This is a genomic window from Streptomyces sp. NRRL S-920, assembly GCF_000717945.1.
In the GTDB taxonomy this organism is placed as follows: Bacteria; Actinomycetota; Actinomycetes; order Streptomycetales; family Streptomycetaceae; genus Streptomyces; species Streptomyces alboniger.
This window is the reverse complement of record NZ_JODF01000073.1, coordinates 1-13557: the sequence shown is the minus strand read 5'-3', so window position 1 is coordinate 13557 and position 13557 is coordinate 1. Positions and strand designations below refer to the sequence as shown.

12 protein-coding genes and 1 pseudogene are annotated in these 13557 nt (G+C 71.8%); 4 read left to right on the top strand and 9 right to left on the bottom strand.

From position 1 onward, the window contains the following. Positions 1-516 carry a hypothetical protein gene (locus IG54_RS0132730; RefSeq protein WP_030793123.1) on the bottom strand — a complete coding sequence of 172 codons (516 nt, stop codon included), beginning with the start codon at positions 514-516 and terminating at the stop codon, positions 1-3. Between the two features lie 406 nt (positions 517-922). On the opposite strand from IG54_RS0132730, the gene IG54_RS0132720 reads away from it, so the two are divergent. Then, a complete protein-coding gene (locus tag IG54_RS0132720; RefSeq protein ID WP_051820266.1) occupies positions 923-2089 on the top strand; it encodes a CapA family protein in 1167 nt (388 codons plus the stop codon). 27 nt (positions 2090-2116) lie between these two features. On the opposite strand, the gene IG54_RS0132715 is transcribed toward IG54_RS0132720, so the two are convergent. Together IG54_RS0132715 and IG54_RS0132710 are read right to left on the bottom strand one after the other, a co-directional pair. Next, entirely contained in the window at positions 2117-3541 is a 1425-nt protein-coding gene (locus IG54_RS0132715; protein ID WP_030793117.1) for an amino acid permease, read from the bottom strand. A 120-nt stretch (positions 3542-3661) separates the two neighbouring features. Next, positions 3662-4123 (bottom strand): universal stress protein, encoded by a 462-nt coding sequence (locus IG54_RS0132710; protein ID WP_030793114.1) that lies wholly within the window; start codon positions 4121-4123, stop codon positions 3662-3664. An 88-nt stretch (positions 4124-4211) separates the two neighbouring features. Here IG54_RS0132710 and lysX point away from each other — a divergent pair, with 88 nt between their 5' ends. Both lysX and IG54_RS0132700 read left to right on the top strand, forming a co-directional pair. Next, positions 4212-7508, top strand: a complete 3297-nt coding sequence (gene lysX / locus IG54_RS0132705; RefSeq protein ID WP_030793111.1) for a bifunctional lysylphosphatidylglycerol synthetase/lysine--tRNA ligase LysX — start codon at positions 4212-4214, stop codon at positions 7506-7508. Between the two features lie 87 nt (positions 7509-7595). Continuing rightward, positions 7596-8441 carry a polysaccharide deacetylase family protein gene (locus IG54_RS0132700; RefSeq protein WP_030793108.1) on the top strand — a complete coding sequence of 282 codons (846 nt, stop codon included), beginning with the start codon at positions 7596-7598 and terminating at the stop codon, positions 8439-8441. A 28-nt stretch (positions 8442-8469) separates the two neighbouring features. Here the strand turns inward: IG54_RS0132700 and IG54_RS0132695 are convergent, their stop codons facing one another. Next, positions 8470-9063, bottom strand: a complete 594-nt coding sequence (locus IG54_RS0132695; RefSeq protein ID WP_199809624.1) for a class F sortase — start codon at positions 9061-9063, stop codon at positions 8470-8472. 444 nt (positions 9064-9507) lie between these two features. Between IG54_RS0132695 and IG54_RS0132690 the strand changes: the two genes are divergently transcribed. Then, a complete protein-coding gene (locus IG54_RS0132690; RefSeq protein WP_030793104.1) occupies positions 9508-9999 on the top strand; it encodes a hypothetical protein in 492 nt (163 codons plus the stop codon). A gap of 127 nt (positions 10000-10126) precedes the next feature. Here the strand turns inward: IG54_RS0132690 and IG54_RS0132685 are convergent, their stop codons facing one another. The 5 genes and pseudogenes from IG54_RS0132685 to IG54_RS43255 form a co-directional block, all read right to left on the bottom strand. Then, positions 10127-10684 carry a hypothetical protein gene (locus tag IG54_RS0132685; RefSeq protein WP_030793101.1) on the bottom strand — a complete coding sequence of 186 codons (558 nt, stop codon included), beginning with the start codon at positions 10682-10684 and terminating at the stop codon, positions 10127-10129. 237 nt (positions 10685-10921) lie between these two features. Beyond that, a complete protein-coding gene (locus IG54_RS0132675) occupies positions 10922-11128 on the bottom strand; it encodes a hypothetical protein (protein ID WP_030793098.1) in 207 nt (68 codons plus the stop codon). Positions 11129-11205: 77 nt separating this feature from the next. Next, a complete protein-coding gene (locus IG54_RS0132670; protein WP_030793095.1) occupies positions 11206-12357 on the bottom strand; it encodes a hypothetical protein in 1152 nt (383 codons plus the stop codon). A gap of 91 nt (positions 12358-12448) precedes the next feature. After that, complete coding sequence (locus tag IG54_RS0132665) at positions 12449-13213, bottom strand: DUF4239 domain-containing protein (protein WP_030793092.1); 765 nt, start codon at positions 13211-13213, stop codon at positions 12449-12451. 15 nt (positions 13214-13228) lie between these two features. Further along, positions 13229-13557, bottom strand: a pseudogene (locus IG54_RS43255) (hypothetical protein); the annotation flags it as partial.

Genomic DNA, 13557 nt, shown 5'->3' with positions numbered 1-13557 from the left:
TCAGAACAGATGGATCGCCAGGTGTCCGAGGGGCAGCCCGAGCCGCCATGCGGGCGTCCACACCTTGGGCCCGTCCTCCTCGCCCGGCAGGGCGCCCCCGCCCGGCACCGCGTCCAGGTCGGGCGCGAGCAGCTCGGTCTCCTCCAGCCACCGCCAGGCCAGCTCGGCGAGGTCCAGATCTGAGTTCGGCGTGCCCGACACGGCGGCGTCCTCCAGGAGCAGGTCCATCCGCTCGCGCACCCACTCCTGCCAGATCTGGTCGTACTCCGTCAGGGAGAGCCAGGTCTCCAGCTGGGTGATCACCCGGATGCCGGACAGCTCGCCCCTGCTGTCCGACAGGAAGATCGTCAAGGCGAGCGCATCGCGTCCGGCGCGGTACTCGAAGGACGTGGGCGGCATCAGATCGCCGGTGCGCAGCAATTCGTCGGCGATGTACTCGGCGTACAACCACGCCATGGGCACGGCCAGTTCGCCCCCCTGGGGGTCTTCCGTGTTGCCTCTGCTCTCGTACTGCATCCCGCTTCCGCCTTCCTCCGTTCCGTGCGCGTCACCGGCCTCTGGCCCGCCCCAATCCGGAACACGGATGAGGACAGCCGATTACTCCGAGGGGGTGCTGAGCAAGGCGCTTTACGGAGGCTTGACCCGGTCGCCGGTTTCCCCGCAGGTGAGCGGGTCCGTGTTGTTCGCGTCACAGGGCCTAATGATTTGACTCCCTTTCGGGGACTGGGTCGGCATTGGTCCTTGATTCATCGTTAGCTCCGTTCATGTATTCGTATGACCTGATTTCCCCCCTTTTCACGGAGCCTGATCGATGACGCAGCGCGCACCGCATGCATGGCACACAGGGACCCCACCCGCCCCAGGGACCCCCTCGCCGGCCAGGAGGCGGCGACCGGCGGCCGCCGCCGTGACGGCCCTCCTGATGACCGGCACCGCCGCCTGCGCCGCGGCGCCGGACAGCGGCACCGACAAGTGGTACTCGGCGCGGCAGGCGTCACGGAGCGCCTCCTCCGGTCCGGGGCCGGGCCACTCCCCGGCGAGCGGCGGCGCGGCCGAGCGGCGCGGCTTCACCCTCGTCGCCTCCGGAGACGTCCTCCCGCACTCCTCGATCATCCGCCAGGCCAGGGCCGACGCGGACGGCGACGGCTACGACTTCGGGCCGATGCTCGCCGGCGCCAAGTCCGTTGTCTCCAAGGCCGACCTGGCGATCTGCCACATGGAGACGGTGTACGGGGCCCAGGGCGACTACAGCGGCTACCCCGACTTCAAGTCCCCGCCCCAGGTGGCCCGCGCCCTCAGGGCCACCGGCTACGACTCGTGCTCCACCGCCTCCAACCACACCCTGGACGACGGCGCGGCCGGTGTGCGCCGCACCCTGGACGCGCTGGACAAGGCGGGCGTCAAGCACGCGGGCTCGGCCCGCTCCGCCGCCGAGGACAGGAGACCGGCGTGGCTGCGGGCGGGCGGCGCCAAGGTCGCACAGCTCGCGTACACCTACGGCACGAACGGCTACCCGATGCCGAAGGGCAAGCCCTGGACGGTCGACCTGATCGACCGCGAGAAGATCGTCGCGGACGCCCGCGCGGCGCGGAAGGCGGGCGCCGACATGGTCGTCGTCAGCCTGCACTGGGGCACGGAGTGGCAGACCGCCCCCGACCGCCGCCAGCTGCGCCTCGGCAAGCAGCTCACCGGTTCACGCAAGAAGGGCCGCCCGGACATCGACCTGATCATCGGCACGCACGCGCACGTCCCCCAGGCGTACGAGAAGGTCAACGGCACCTGGATCATCTACGGCATGGGCGACCAGATCGCCGGTGACATGATCAACCACGACGGGGAGCGCGACCCGCGCGGCAACCAGAACTCCATCGGCCGCTTCACCTTCGCGCCGCCCGCCGCGCCGGGCGGGCGGTGGAAGGTGAGCAAGGCCGAGTTCCTCCCCATGTGGTTCGACACGGGCGAGGGCCGCGTGGTGAACCTCAACGCGGCGCTGCGCCGCGGGGCGGACGTACGCGAGGTGCGCGACCGCATCCGCCGGGTCGTCCTGAGCCGGGGCGCGGCCAAGGACGGCCTGGTGATGGGCAGATAACACGTGCTCCTGGGCAGGCGGCGCGCGCTACTCGACGGCGCCGCGCTCCGCCTTCGCCAGCTCCGACTTCCGGTAGGAGTACCCGAAGTACACGAGCAGGCCGACCGCGAACCACACGGCGAACCGCACCCAGGTCTGCCACTGGAGGAACGTGATCAGCCAGATGGAGAAGACGACCCCGACCGCGGGCACCACCGGCATCCCCGGGCAGCGGAAGGTGCGCGGCAGTTCGGGCCGCTTGTAGCGCAGCACGATCACCGCGATACACACCACGACGAACGCCAGCAGGATGCCGATGTTGGTCAGTTCGGCCGCCTCGCCGATCGGCAGGAACCCGGCGATGGCGGCCGAGGCGAACCCGACGATCCACGTCACGCGCGTCGGCACGTGCCGGGTCTCGTGCGTCTTCGCGAACCACTTGGGCAGCAGGCCGTCACGGCTCATGGAGAACCACACGCGCGTGACGCCCAGCATGAACGTGAACATCACGGTGAGGATGCCGATGATCGCGCCCACCGCGATGACATCGGCGAGCCCGCCGAGCCCGACCGCCTTGAAGGCGCTGGAGAACCCGCTCTCCGGGTCGATGTCCTTGTACCCCTGCATGCCGGTGAGGACCAGGCACGCGAGGACGTACAGCACCATCGAGACGGCGAGGGAGTACAGGATCGCCTTCGGCATGTGGCGCTGGGCGTCCTTGGACTCCTCGGCGGCCGTGGACATGGCGTCGTAACCGAAGACCGCGAAGAACACCGTCGCCGCACCCGTGAACGCCCCGCTCACCCCGAAGGGGAAGAACGGCTGGTAGTTGCCGGTGTTGACATGGAAGAACCCCACGCCGATCACCAGCAGCACGACGAGGACCTTGAGGACCACGACGACCATCTCGAAGCGCGCCGCGTTCTTGATGCCGAGGGTCAGCAGATACGCGATGAGCAGGCACAGCAGCGCCGCGAAGAGGTCGACCCGGTGCCCGTCGCCGGTGCCCGGCGCGCCCAGCATCCACGCGGGCAGCTCGGCGCCCATGTCGTTGATCAGGAAGTTGAAGTAGCCGGAGATGCCGATCGCGACCACCGCCACGATCGCCGTGTACTCCAGGAGCAGGTCCCAGCCGATGAACCACCCGGCCAGCTCACCGAGGACCACATAGCCGTACGTGTACGCGGATCCGGCCTTCGGGATGAGACCCGCGAACTCGGCGTACGAGAACGCCGCGGCGGCGCTCGCGACACCGGCGATCAGGAACGAGATCAGGACCGCGGGCCCCGCCTTCTCGTGGGCGACGGTGCCCGCCAGCGTGAAGATGCCGGCGCCGATGATGCCGCCGACACCGATCGCCGTGAGCTGCCAGAGCCCCAGCGAGCGGGCGAGCCCGCCGCCCGCCTCCGTCTCCTCGATGTGTTCGATGGGCTTGCGGCGCAGGATGCCCTGCCCCATCCGGAGTCCCGCCATGAGATCCACCTCTTCGCGGACGGCAGTCGGCTGATGGCGGATCATGATGGCCCAGGCCGCGACCCGACGGAAGACGCCACACCCCTTGCGCGCAAGGGTTCATTCGCCGGTGGCAGGCGGTTACGGCACCACCGTGACGGGCCAGCGGCCCGCCTTCACCAGACGGACGGCGACCGATCCGACGATGCGGTGGCCGGCCTGCTCGGAGGCGCCGACGACCACGGCGTCGGCCTTCAGCTCGTCGGCCGCGGAGACGAGACCGCTGTAGGGATCGCCACGGAAGGTGTGGAACTCCCATCGGACGTCGAATATGTCCTTCACCCGCTCGGCCGCCTCCCTGATCTCCGCGATCAGCCCCTCGGCGATCTCGTCCGTGGTCTCGGCGACCGGGGCGCCGAGCGCGGCGCCCGCCGCGAGCACCGGCTGGACATAGACCACGGCGAGCAGGGCGTGCTGGCGCCGGGCAAGACCACCGGCATATGCCGCGGCCCGCAGCGATGACTCGGAGCCATCGACGCCGACGACGATCACCTTGGGCCCGTCGGTACCGCGTTCGAACTGGTGGGACTGGTCTTCGCTCACGCCCGAGAGGTTATCGGAGGCGGACGGCCGCTCCCGGCCCCGGTTCCTCGGCGCGCGCCGAGGCAGGGGGCTTCTTAGAGTCGTGCCCATGAGTGTTGCCGAGGAGAACGCCGAGGCCACAGGGCCGACCGGGCCGGCGCGGCCCCGCGGCGGGTTCCTCGCCCGCGTCCCGGAGGGCTTCGCCGCCTTCTTCGGCGCCCTCGGCGTCTTCTGCGCGGTCGTCGCGGTCATCCCCGCGCTGCGCCGCCTCCTCATGCCCGTCATCCGCTTCCTGGACCTCGTCACGGTCCCGGTCAGCGCGAACCTCGCGTACGCCGTCTTCCTCTTCCTGCTCGCCGCCGCGACCGCCGCCCGCAAGAAGGTCACGTGGTGGCTCGTCGTCAGCTACCTCGGGCTGCTGCTCGCCTTCGACGTGCTCGGCGCGGCGCTCGGCTTCTGGGCCGAATCGCTGCCCTCCTTCATCGTCTGCGGCATCGCCTTCGTGCTGCTGATCCTGGCCCGCAAGGAGTTCTCCGCGGACTCGCGGCGCGGCGCGCTGTGGCGGGCCGTCGCGGTGCTGGCCGGGGGCCTCGGCGCCGCCGTCCTGGTGGGCTGGGGCCTCGTGCAGTTGTTCCCCGGCAGTCTGCCCCGCCACGAGCGCCTGCTGTGGGCGGCCAACCGCGTCTGCGGCGGCCTGATCCACGGCCACGAGTACTTCCACGGCTCCCCGCCGCGCCCCCTGTTCTTCTGGCTCGGCCTGTTCGGCGCGCTCGCCCTCCTGAACGCCGCCGCCACTCTCTTCCGCTCCCAGCGCATGGAAGCCGCCCTGCACGGCGACGAGGAACCCCGCATCCGCGCGCTCCTCGGGGCGTACGGGGAACAGGACTCGCTCGGCTACTTCGCCACCCGGCGCGACAAGGCCGTCGTCTTCTCACCCAGCGGCAAGGCCGCCGTCACCTACCGCGTCGAGGCCGGGGTCTGCCTGGCCAGCGGCGACCCCGTGGGCGACCGCGAGGCCTGGCCGCACGCGATCGGCGCCTGGCTGGACGTGGCCCGGCGGTACGCCTGGGCCCCCGCGGTGATGGGTGCCTCCGAGGACGGCGCCACCGCGTACGCCCGCTGCGGGCTCGGCGCGCTGCAACTGGGCGACGAGGCGATCCTGCACGTGGCGGCCTTCGACCTGGACGGCCGGGACATGCGCGTGACCCGGCAGGCCGTGAACCGCGTACGCCGCACCGGCGCCACCACCCGCGTCCGCCGCCACTCCACCCTCACCGACGAGGAGATGGAGGAGATCATCGACAAGGCCGACGCCTGGCGGGACACCGAGACCGAACGCGGCTTCTCCATGGCCCTGGACCGCCTCGGCGACCCCGAGGACGGCGACTGCCTCCTCGTCGAGGCCCTCGACGCCGAGGGCAGGCTCCTCGCCCTGCTCTCCCTCGTCCCCTGGGGCAAGGACGGCATCTCCCTCGACGTCATGCGCCGCGACCGCACCGCCCCGAACGGCGTCATGGAGTTCATGGTCGCCGAACTCTGCGCCGCGGCGCCGAAGTTCGGCGTGCGCCGCATCTCCCTCAACTTCGCCGTGTTCCGCTCGGTCTTCGAGGAGGGCGGCCGGATCGGCGCGGGACCGGTCCTGCGCCTGTGGCGCAAGCTGCTGCTGTTCTTCTCCAAGTGGTGGCAGCTCGAAGCGCTCTACCGCTCCAACGCCAAGTACCACCCCGAGTGGTATCCGCGCTTCATCTGCTACGGCGACAGCGGCGCCCTCGCCCGCATCAGCCTGGCGTCCGGCATCGCCGAGGGCTTCGTCTCCGTGCCGTCCCTGCGCAAGCTCTGGGGCAAGGGCCACCACAGGCCCCGCGGCGTGGCCCGGCCCGCCACCACCGAGGGCCTCCCCCCGATCGCCGCGCTCGGCCTCGCGGGGCAGGGCGGCACGGCCGACGACGACCCCGCCTCGAAGCTCCCGGATCAGATCCGCGTACGCCACCGCAAACTCGACCGGCTGCGCGCCGAGGGCACGGACCCCTACCCCGTGGGCCTGCCGCCCCCCACCCGTCAACTGGCATCCCTACACCGGGACATGACCGGCCAACAGGTCGTGGTGGCGGGGCGCGTCATGCTCGTACGCGACTTCGGCGGTGTCGTCTTCGTCGTGCTGCGCGACTGGTCGGGCGACCGCCAGCTCGCCCTCACCCGCGCGACGACGGGCACCGGCCTACTCGACCGCTTCACCACCGGCATCGACATCGGTGACCACATCACGGCCACCGGCACGGTCGGTACGAGCGACAAGGGTGAGCTGACCGTCTTCGTCACCGACTGGCGCCTCTCCGGAAAGTGCCTGCGCCCGCTGCCCGACAAGCGGCGCGGCCTGACCGACCCCGAGGCGAAGGTACGCCGCCGCTATCTCGACCTCGTGGCGAGCCCCGGCGCCCGCGAGGTGGTCCGGGCCCGGTCCGCCGCCGTGCAGGCCCTGCGCCAGGGCCTCCTCGACCGCGGCTACCTGGAGGTCGAGACGCCGATGCTCCAGCAGATCCACGGCGGCGCCAACGCCCGGCCCTTCACCACCCACATCAACGCCTACGACCTCGACCTCTATCTGCGCATCGCCCCCGAGCTGTACCTCAAGCGGCTCTGCGTCGGCGGCATGGAGAAGGTCTTCGAGATGGGCCGTACCTTCCGCAACGAAGGCGTCTCGTACAAGCACAACCCCGAGTTCACGATGCTGGAGGCCTACCAGGCCTACGCCGACTACGACGTGATGCTCGACCTCACCCGCGAACTCATCCAGGGCGCGGCGACCGCCGCCTTCGGCAGGCCGGTGGCGTACAAGGACGGCGTCGAGTACGACATCTCGGGGCCCTGGCCGGTGCGGACCGTCCACGGCGCGATCTCCGAGGCGCTCGGTGAGGAGATCGACGCGGACACATCCCTGGCGGCTCTGCACCGGCACTGCGACCGGGCCGGCGTCCCCCACACGGCGGACGACGGCCGCGGGGACATCGTCCTCGAAATGTACGAGCGGCTCGTCGAGGAACGGACGAAGCTGCCCACCTTCTACAAGGACTTCCCCACCGACGTCTCCCCGCTCACCCGCCGGCACCGGGCCGACCCGCGCCTCGCCGAACGCTGGGACCTCGTCGCCTTCGGCACCGAACTGGGTACCGCCTACTCGGAGTTGACCGACCCCGTGGAGCAGCGCGGCCGCCTCACCGCACAGTCGCTCCTGGCCGCCGGGGGAGACCCGGAAGCCATGGAGCTGGACGAGGACTTCCTCGACGCCCTGGAGTACGCGATGCCGCCCACCGGAGGCCTCGGCATCGGCGTCGACCGGCTCGTCATGTTCCTCACCGGCCTCACCATCCGCGAGACCCTGCCCTTCCCCCTGGTCCGCCGCGTCTGACGGTCCGCCGCGTCTGATCGGGTGCTTTCAGAGGCCGCCCCGGTGTTGGTGATCCGCGCCGGCCCGCGGCCGTGCGACGGATTAGTCATGAAAGACGATCAGCTGACGCCAGGGCGCCGGATCGTGCTCCGCGCCGCGGCGGCACTCGGCATCGCCGCGACCGCCGCGTGCGGGGCCACGGACCGCCCGGCCGCCCCCGGACCCACCGCGCCCAGCGGCGCGCCCGCCGGGGGCCCGCCGGCCGTCCGCGCCCGCAAGCCCTCCACGTACCGCCTCCAGCCCATGGCGGGATACGGCCCCCCACGCTCCGCACGCGCCCTGCCCCGGGTCCGCAGGGCGCCGATCCTGCGCCTCGGCGGACACGAGAATTCGATGGTGCTGACCTTCGACGACGGGCCCGACCCCCGCTACACCCCGCCCATCCTGCGGACGCTGCGCAGGTACGGCGTGCGCGCGATGTTCTTCGTGTGCGGGGAGATGGCCGCCGCCAACCCGGACCTGCTGCGCGAGATGGCCGACGACGGGCACCTGATCGGCAACCACACCTGGAGCCACCCGCTGCTGCCCAAGCTGAAGCGGTCCACCATGCGTGAGCAGATCGAACGCACCTGCGATGTCATCGAGGACGTGACCGGCGAGCCCCCGGAGTGGTTCCGGGCCCCCTACGGCGCGTGGAACCGCAACGCCTTCCAACTGGGCGCCGAACTCGGCATGGAACCGCTCGCCTGGACCGTCGACACCCTCGACTGGACCGAACCGGGCGCGAGGAGCATCGTGCGGCGCGTTCGCGCGGGCGCGGGCCCCGGGGTCGTGGTGCTCTCGCACGACGCCGGCGGCGACCGCTCGGGCACCGTCGACGCCCTGCGCACCTACCTCCCGGACCTGCTCGAATCCGGCTACGGCATCACGGTCCCGAGCCGCTACGCGGTGTGAGGCGCCCTTCGCCCGCCCGGCCCGTGCGTCAGCGCACGGCGGTCAGACGGGCGAAGACGACGACGTTCCCGTCATAACCGGACTGCTTGGAGAAACCGCCGCCGCAGGTGATGACACGCAATTCGGGGCTCCCGCCGTTTCCGTAGACCCGCTTTCCGGGGAAGTCGTCCTTGTCGAACACCTCGATGCCGTAGATCTTGAAGATCGCGGTCTTCTTGTCCCTGCGCCGCACCTCGATCTGATGTCCCTTCTTCAGCGAACCGAGGCCGTAGAAGACGGCGGGGCCCTGCTGGTTGTCCACATGCCCGACGACCACGGCCGTGCCCTGCTCGCCCGGCGAGACGGCGCCCGTGAACCAGCCCGCGAGGTTGGGGTCGTCGGGCGGCGGCGCGTCCACCCACCCCTCCGAGTCCAGGCCCACCGCCATGACCGGCGCGTCCACCTGGATGCCCTTGATGCGGACGCGCTCGGCGGGCGAGAACGTCAGCGGCGCGGGCGCGTCACGCGCCGCGTCCGGCTCCAGGTCCGCGGCCGCGGCGGACGCGGGCTGCGGCGGCCCCACGTCGAATTCTCCCGATCCATTGCGGATCAGCGCGAGGCCGGTCAGCAGGACGAGAGCCATCACGCCCCACGGGGCGCGCTTCTTCTGCTTTTCGTCCTCCTGGAAACCCTGGGAATCCCGAAACTCGAACTCGTCGGCCGGATGGGACGAAGGCATTCTCTATCCCCTCTCAACGCGGCGGGCGCGCCGCGTCCGTTGCGCGTACGAGAACGCTAAGCGCGGGGCGCGCGGCGTGCGAAAGGGCGGGAGCGAACGGGTGGCGCCCCGGCCCGGTGCGCCATCCGAGTCGCCCGCGGACAGGAATTTTCTGACGGTCCGTGACCTGCGGTGATGTCCGCTCGCGCGGACGCGCCCCGGCGTGTCGTCTCACCAGGACGGCCGATCCCCGAAATGCGGGCCCGCGCCCGGCATCTGAGGGTCTGACTGGGAGGCGCTCTCGCCGATCGACCGGGGACGGTACCCCCGGGGCGCCTTCCGCGGAGGATTGCCATGCGTACTTCTCGTATGCGTACCACTCGTGCCCTCGCGGTGGCCGCCGCGGCAGGCGCGGTCGTGGGGCTCGCCGCCCCGACCGCGTCCGCGTGGGCCGACCCGACCAACCTCGTGGCGATGCCCAGCGTGATCCCGCGGGGCGGGCACCTGACGGTCACCGTCGACGGCTCGTCCTGCCAGAGCGGCGGCAAGATCACCTCGCATGCCTTCCCCGACACGAACCTGCACCCCGTCCCCGGCGGCAGCACGTCGAGCGCGACCGCGGTCGTGCACAAGCACGCGCACCCGGGCGCGTACGACATCACGGCCCACTGCGGTGGCAAGTCCCTCACGCGCCCGGCCGCTTTCACCGTCATCCACGGCGGTGTGCGCGGTGGCTTCGGCGGCAGCTCGCACTCGGGGGCGACCGGCACGGACATCGCGATCGGCGGCGCTCTGGTCACCGCCGCGGTGGTCGGCGGCGGCGTGTTCTGGATGCGCCGCCGGTCCGAGAACCGCGCCTGACCCGCCGGGCGGCCCCGGCGCGCCCCCCTTCCGCACCCCGGCCGCCCGCTTCGCGCATCGCACGTGACACCGCCTCGCCCCCGGGACCTGGAGACGTCCCGGGGGCGAGGCGGTGGCGGTGGCGGGGTCAGGAACGGTCCTCGCCGGTGCGGCGCCGGGTCTTGTAGTAGGCGGTGGCGAGGGTGCCCAGGATCAGCGCGCTGCCGAGGGCGATCTCGTGCAGGTCGAGCCCGCCGAGGCTGCCGCCGATGCCGGCCTTGACACCCTTGTTCACCGGGTTCTGATGCTGGTTCTGGTTCTGGTTCTGGTGGTTGTTGCCGTCGGGGCGGCCGGTGGCGATGGTGAGGTCCGTCTTGCCGGTCTCGCCCTTGCAGTCGAACGTCACCTCGTACATCGCGCCGGGCTTGGCGTCCCAGAACACCTGGGCCGTGGTGGAGGCCTGCCCCTTGGGGATGTGCGCGTCGTCGAAGATTCCGGAGGTGACCTTGGTGTCGCCCTCGCAGCCGTCGACGCTGAGAGTGACCTGTCCGCCCGCGGCGATCGTGGAAGGGGTCACGCGGAAGCCGAACGAGGTGATGTTGTTGTTCGTCTCGTCGCCCCGGACGTTCGCCGACGCGGGCGGGATCGTGAGCGTCAGGGCGGTGGCGGTGAGCAGAGCGGCCGAAGCGACGCGTATCGCGCGCATGGTGGATCCTCCGGGTCCCCGAGGAGCAGTCGCGGACCTTCTTCCGCTGTCGCCTGAAATGCACCTCGATGCCGGAAACGCTAGGTATGCACCCTCGGGCCCGCGATCGGTGTCGTGCGAACGGGGCAATCCTGTCCGCCGGTCAGGGGAACGGGACGGCGCGGCGCACCGGCAGCCGTGCGTCCGTATGGCAGCGGGGCCCGGTGCCGGGTGGCCACGGCTCTCGGCGCCGGGGGGCTAGGGCCATACGTGAGGTCCGCCGCGCCACTCGACGAGGTGTGGGTCGTCGAGCGCGATGTCGGCCTCGTCGAGCCCCGCGCGCCGCAGGAACTCCTCCAGGTCGCGGTCGCCGTGCGCGATGCCGGCGTCCTGTCCGCGCACGGTGACCCGTCGGCCGCCGTCGGCGGCGGGCGGATGGATGACGATCGGTGTCTGCCAGGCCATGGCACCAGGATGCGCCGGACCGGGGCGCGGCGCAGCACCGTTCACCGCCACCGGCCGCGGCCCGCCGCGCACGGGCGTCAGGCGTCGAGACGCTCCGTGTACGCCTCGGTCGGCGGGTAGGGGGCGGGGCTCGTCATGCCGGCCGACCAGAACCCCGCGGTGCCGGGGACGGCTGTCACGTCATTGAGATAGGGGGCCGTGGCCCCGCCCTCCGGGCCTCGTACGACGGTCCAGCCGGCGCCGTCCCCGCGCAGGTACGTACTGCGGCTCTGGTCCTGGTGGTTCCAGCCCGATATCCAGGCGGCGCGGCCCTGCGCAATGCCCGCGATCCCGGTCAACGAACCGAGGGTGAAGCCTGGTTCCACGCGGGTCCACGCCGTACCGTCCCAGTGCGCCAGGGCGGGGTTGCCGGGGCGCCCCGGCGGCCCGCCGACACCGGCCTCGGTGCCGACGGCCCATACGTCGTCCGCGGCGGCCGCGTGCAGGTCACTGATGCCGAGACGGGCGCCCGCGATCGGCGGCAGGACCGTCCAGGCCCCGTTCCAACGGGCCACGAGTCCCCTCCAGCCACCACCCCAGGCCTGGTCGCCGCTCACCCAGACCTCGTCCGGTGTACGCAGGACGATCCGGTACAGGTTGGCGCTCGCGACCGGCAGCGGATCGAGCCAGCGCCATCGGCGGCCGTCCCCCAGCAGCAGCCGGGCCGCGCCGCCCCGGGTGCCGCAGATCCACACCCGCCGGTCGGGGCCGACCGCCACCGACTCCAGCCGGACGCCCGGCTCGCCCCTGCCCGGGAAGGAGGCCTCGCGCCAGGTCGTTCCGTCCCAGCGCAGCAGCGGGCTCGCGGTCCCGGAGGGGAGGCCCACGCTCCACGCGGCGGTGGAGCAGACTCCCGCGACGTCGCTGAGGCGACCGGTGTAGTCCATGGAGGACAGGTCGCTCTTCGACCAGGTGCTGCCGTTCCAGACCATGGCCAGCGCCCGCGCCGGTGACGACACGGTCTGGTTCTCCTCGCCGACGGCCCAGGCCAGCCCCGGCCCGGCCGCGGCGATGCGGCGCAGCTGCGCGGCCGGGGTGCTGCCGGGCGCCGGGACGGCCCGCCACTCCCGCGTGCCCGGCGGGCCCTCCGACCGGCGGGGCAGCGGCGCGTCGGCCCGGACCGGACCCGAACCGAGAGCGATCCCCGAGAGCGCGCCGACCGCCCCCGCCACAAATCCTCTTCGTCTCACCGCTGGCCCCTTCCACGCGAGTTCGCTCGGGTAGGAGGAACCACCGTGAACCAGCGGCGTACGGACGGATAGCCACCCGCGTGACAAACCCTCAGTCGCCGACCCCCGGGAACAGCGCCTTGAACGGTTCCGCCGTCGCCGCGATGCCCCGGCTGTACGGGGCGTCGAAGTCCCAGATGAGGAAGAGCAGGAAGGCGAACAGGGCGGAGAACAGACCGGCGAGGAGCAGCTCGCGCGGTGTGCGGCGGATCTGGAGCGCGAAGATCATGCCGATCGTGACCAGGCCGCCGATGATCAGGCCGAACCAGACCACGCCCGGCATGGTCGCCCCGACGCTGTCCGCGCGGGCGCTGCGCGCGTCGTCCGCGGCCGCCACCTCGTCGATCAGCGGTTGGTACGCCTGGGCCTCGAAGTCCGACTTCGGTTCGTAGTCGGTGACGTCGTGGCGGATCCGGGTGAGCAGCTCGGCGCCGCGGCCGGTGAGTTCACCCTGGTCGGCCATGGCGTCCCACTCGGTGGTGACGACATGGCCGACGTACGCGCGGACGTCGGCGCGAATGCGGTCCCGGACGTCCTCGGGGTAGACCCGCGCCCGCTCCGAGATCTCGTGCAGCGCCTGGGCCTCCACCCGCACATGCTCCTGGGCGGCGCCGCGCGCCTCCCAGACGCCCGCGATGGCGAGGCCCAGCACGATGGCGTAGACGACACCGATCATCATCGTCATGTACTCGATGACGTCCGGTGTCTCCGACGCGTCGTAGTCCGCGCCGGTTCTGCGGTGCCGCAGCAGTGTCACGACGAGCACGACACCGCAAGCGGCCGCCATCGCGAGGGTGAGAACAAGCCATTCCGACATGGGGACCTCCGGCGGTCAGCGCGGGCGGAGCGCGGCGACGGCGAGAACCGCGGGCGCTGTGATGAGCAGGGTGAGCGAGACGAGGGACGGGCCGTCGCGAGGCGGCCGCTTGCGGGTCGGCGCGGTGTACGACGGATATGTCACGGATGGCGATGGCTTGGTTGTTCTGGTCGGGGTGGGTTTGGGCTTGGGTTCGGGCTTGGGTTCGCCGGGCTTGGGCTTGGGCGCCGACTTCGGAGCGAGCGCGGGCGGCGGGGGCGGGGCGGGCTTGGCTGTCCGCGGCGGCTTCGGCGCGGGCGCTGGTGGCGGGTCCGGGGCCGGGGCCTGTGGAGGTGGTGGTGGGG

Coding starts and splice junctions, on each gene's coding strand:
- IG54_RS0132730 (WP_030793123.1), bottom strand. CDS start 516: ATGCAGTACGAGAGCAGAGGCAACACGGAAGACCCCCAGGGGGGCGAA.
- IG54_RS0132720 (WP_051820266.1), top strand. CDS start 923: ATGACCGGCACCGCCGCCTGCGCCGCGGCGCCGGACAGCGGCACCGAC.
- IG54_RS0132715 (WP_030793117.1), bottom strand. CDS start 3,541: ATGGCGGGACTCCGGATGGGGCAGGGCATCCTGCGCCGCAAGCCCATC.
- lysX (WP_030793111.1), top strand. CDS start 4,212: ATGAGTGTTGCCGAGGAGAACGCCGAGGCCACAGGGCCGACCGGGCCG.
- IG54_RS0132700 (WP_030793108.1), top strand. CDS start 7,596: ATGAAAGACGATCAGCTGACGCCAGGGCGCCGGATCGTGCTCCGCGCC.
- IG54_RS0132695 (WP_199809624.1), bottom strand. CDS start 9,063: ATGGCTCTCGTCCTGCTGACCGGCCTCGCGCTGATCCGCAATGGATCG.
- IG54_RS0132690 (WP_030793104.1), top strand. CDS start 9,508: ATGCGTACCACTCGTGCCCTCGCGGTGGCCGCCGCGGCAGGCGCGGTC.
- IG54_RS0132685 (WP_030793101.1), bottom strand. CDS start 10,684: ATGCGCGCGATACGCGTCGCTTCGGCCGCTCTGCTCACCGCCACCGCC.
- IG54_RS0132675 (WP_030793098.1), bottom strand. CDS start 11,128: ATGGCCTGGCAGACACCGATCGTCATCCATCCGCCCGCCGCCGACGGC.
- IG54_RS0132665 (WP_030793092.1), bottom strand. CDS start 13,213: ATGTCGGAATGGCTTGTTCTCACCCTCGCGATGGCGGCCGCTTGCGGT.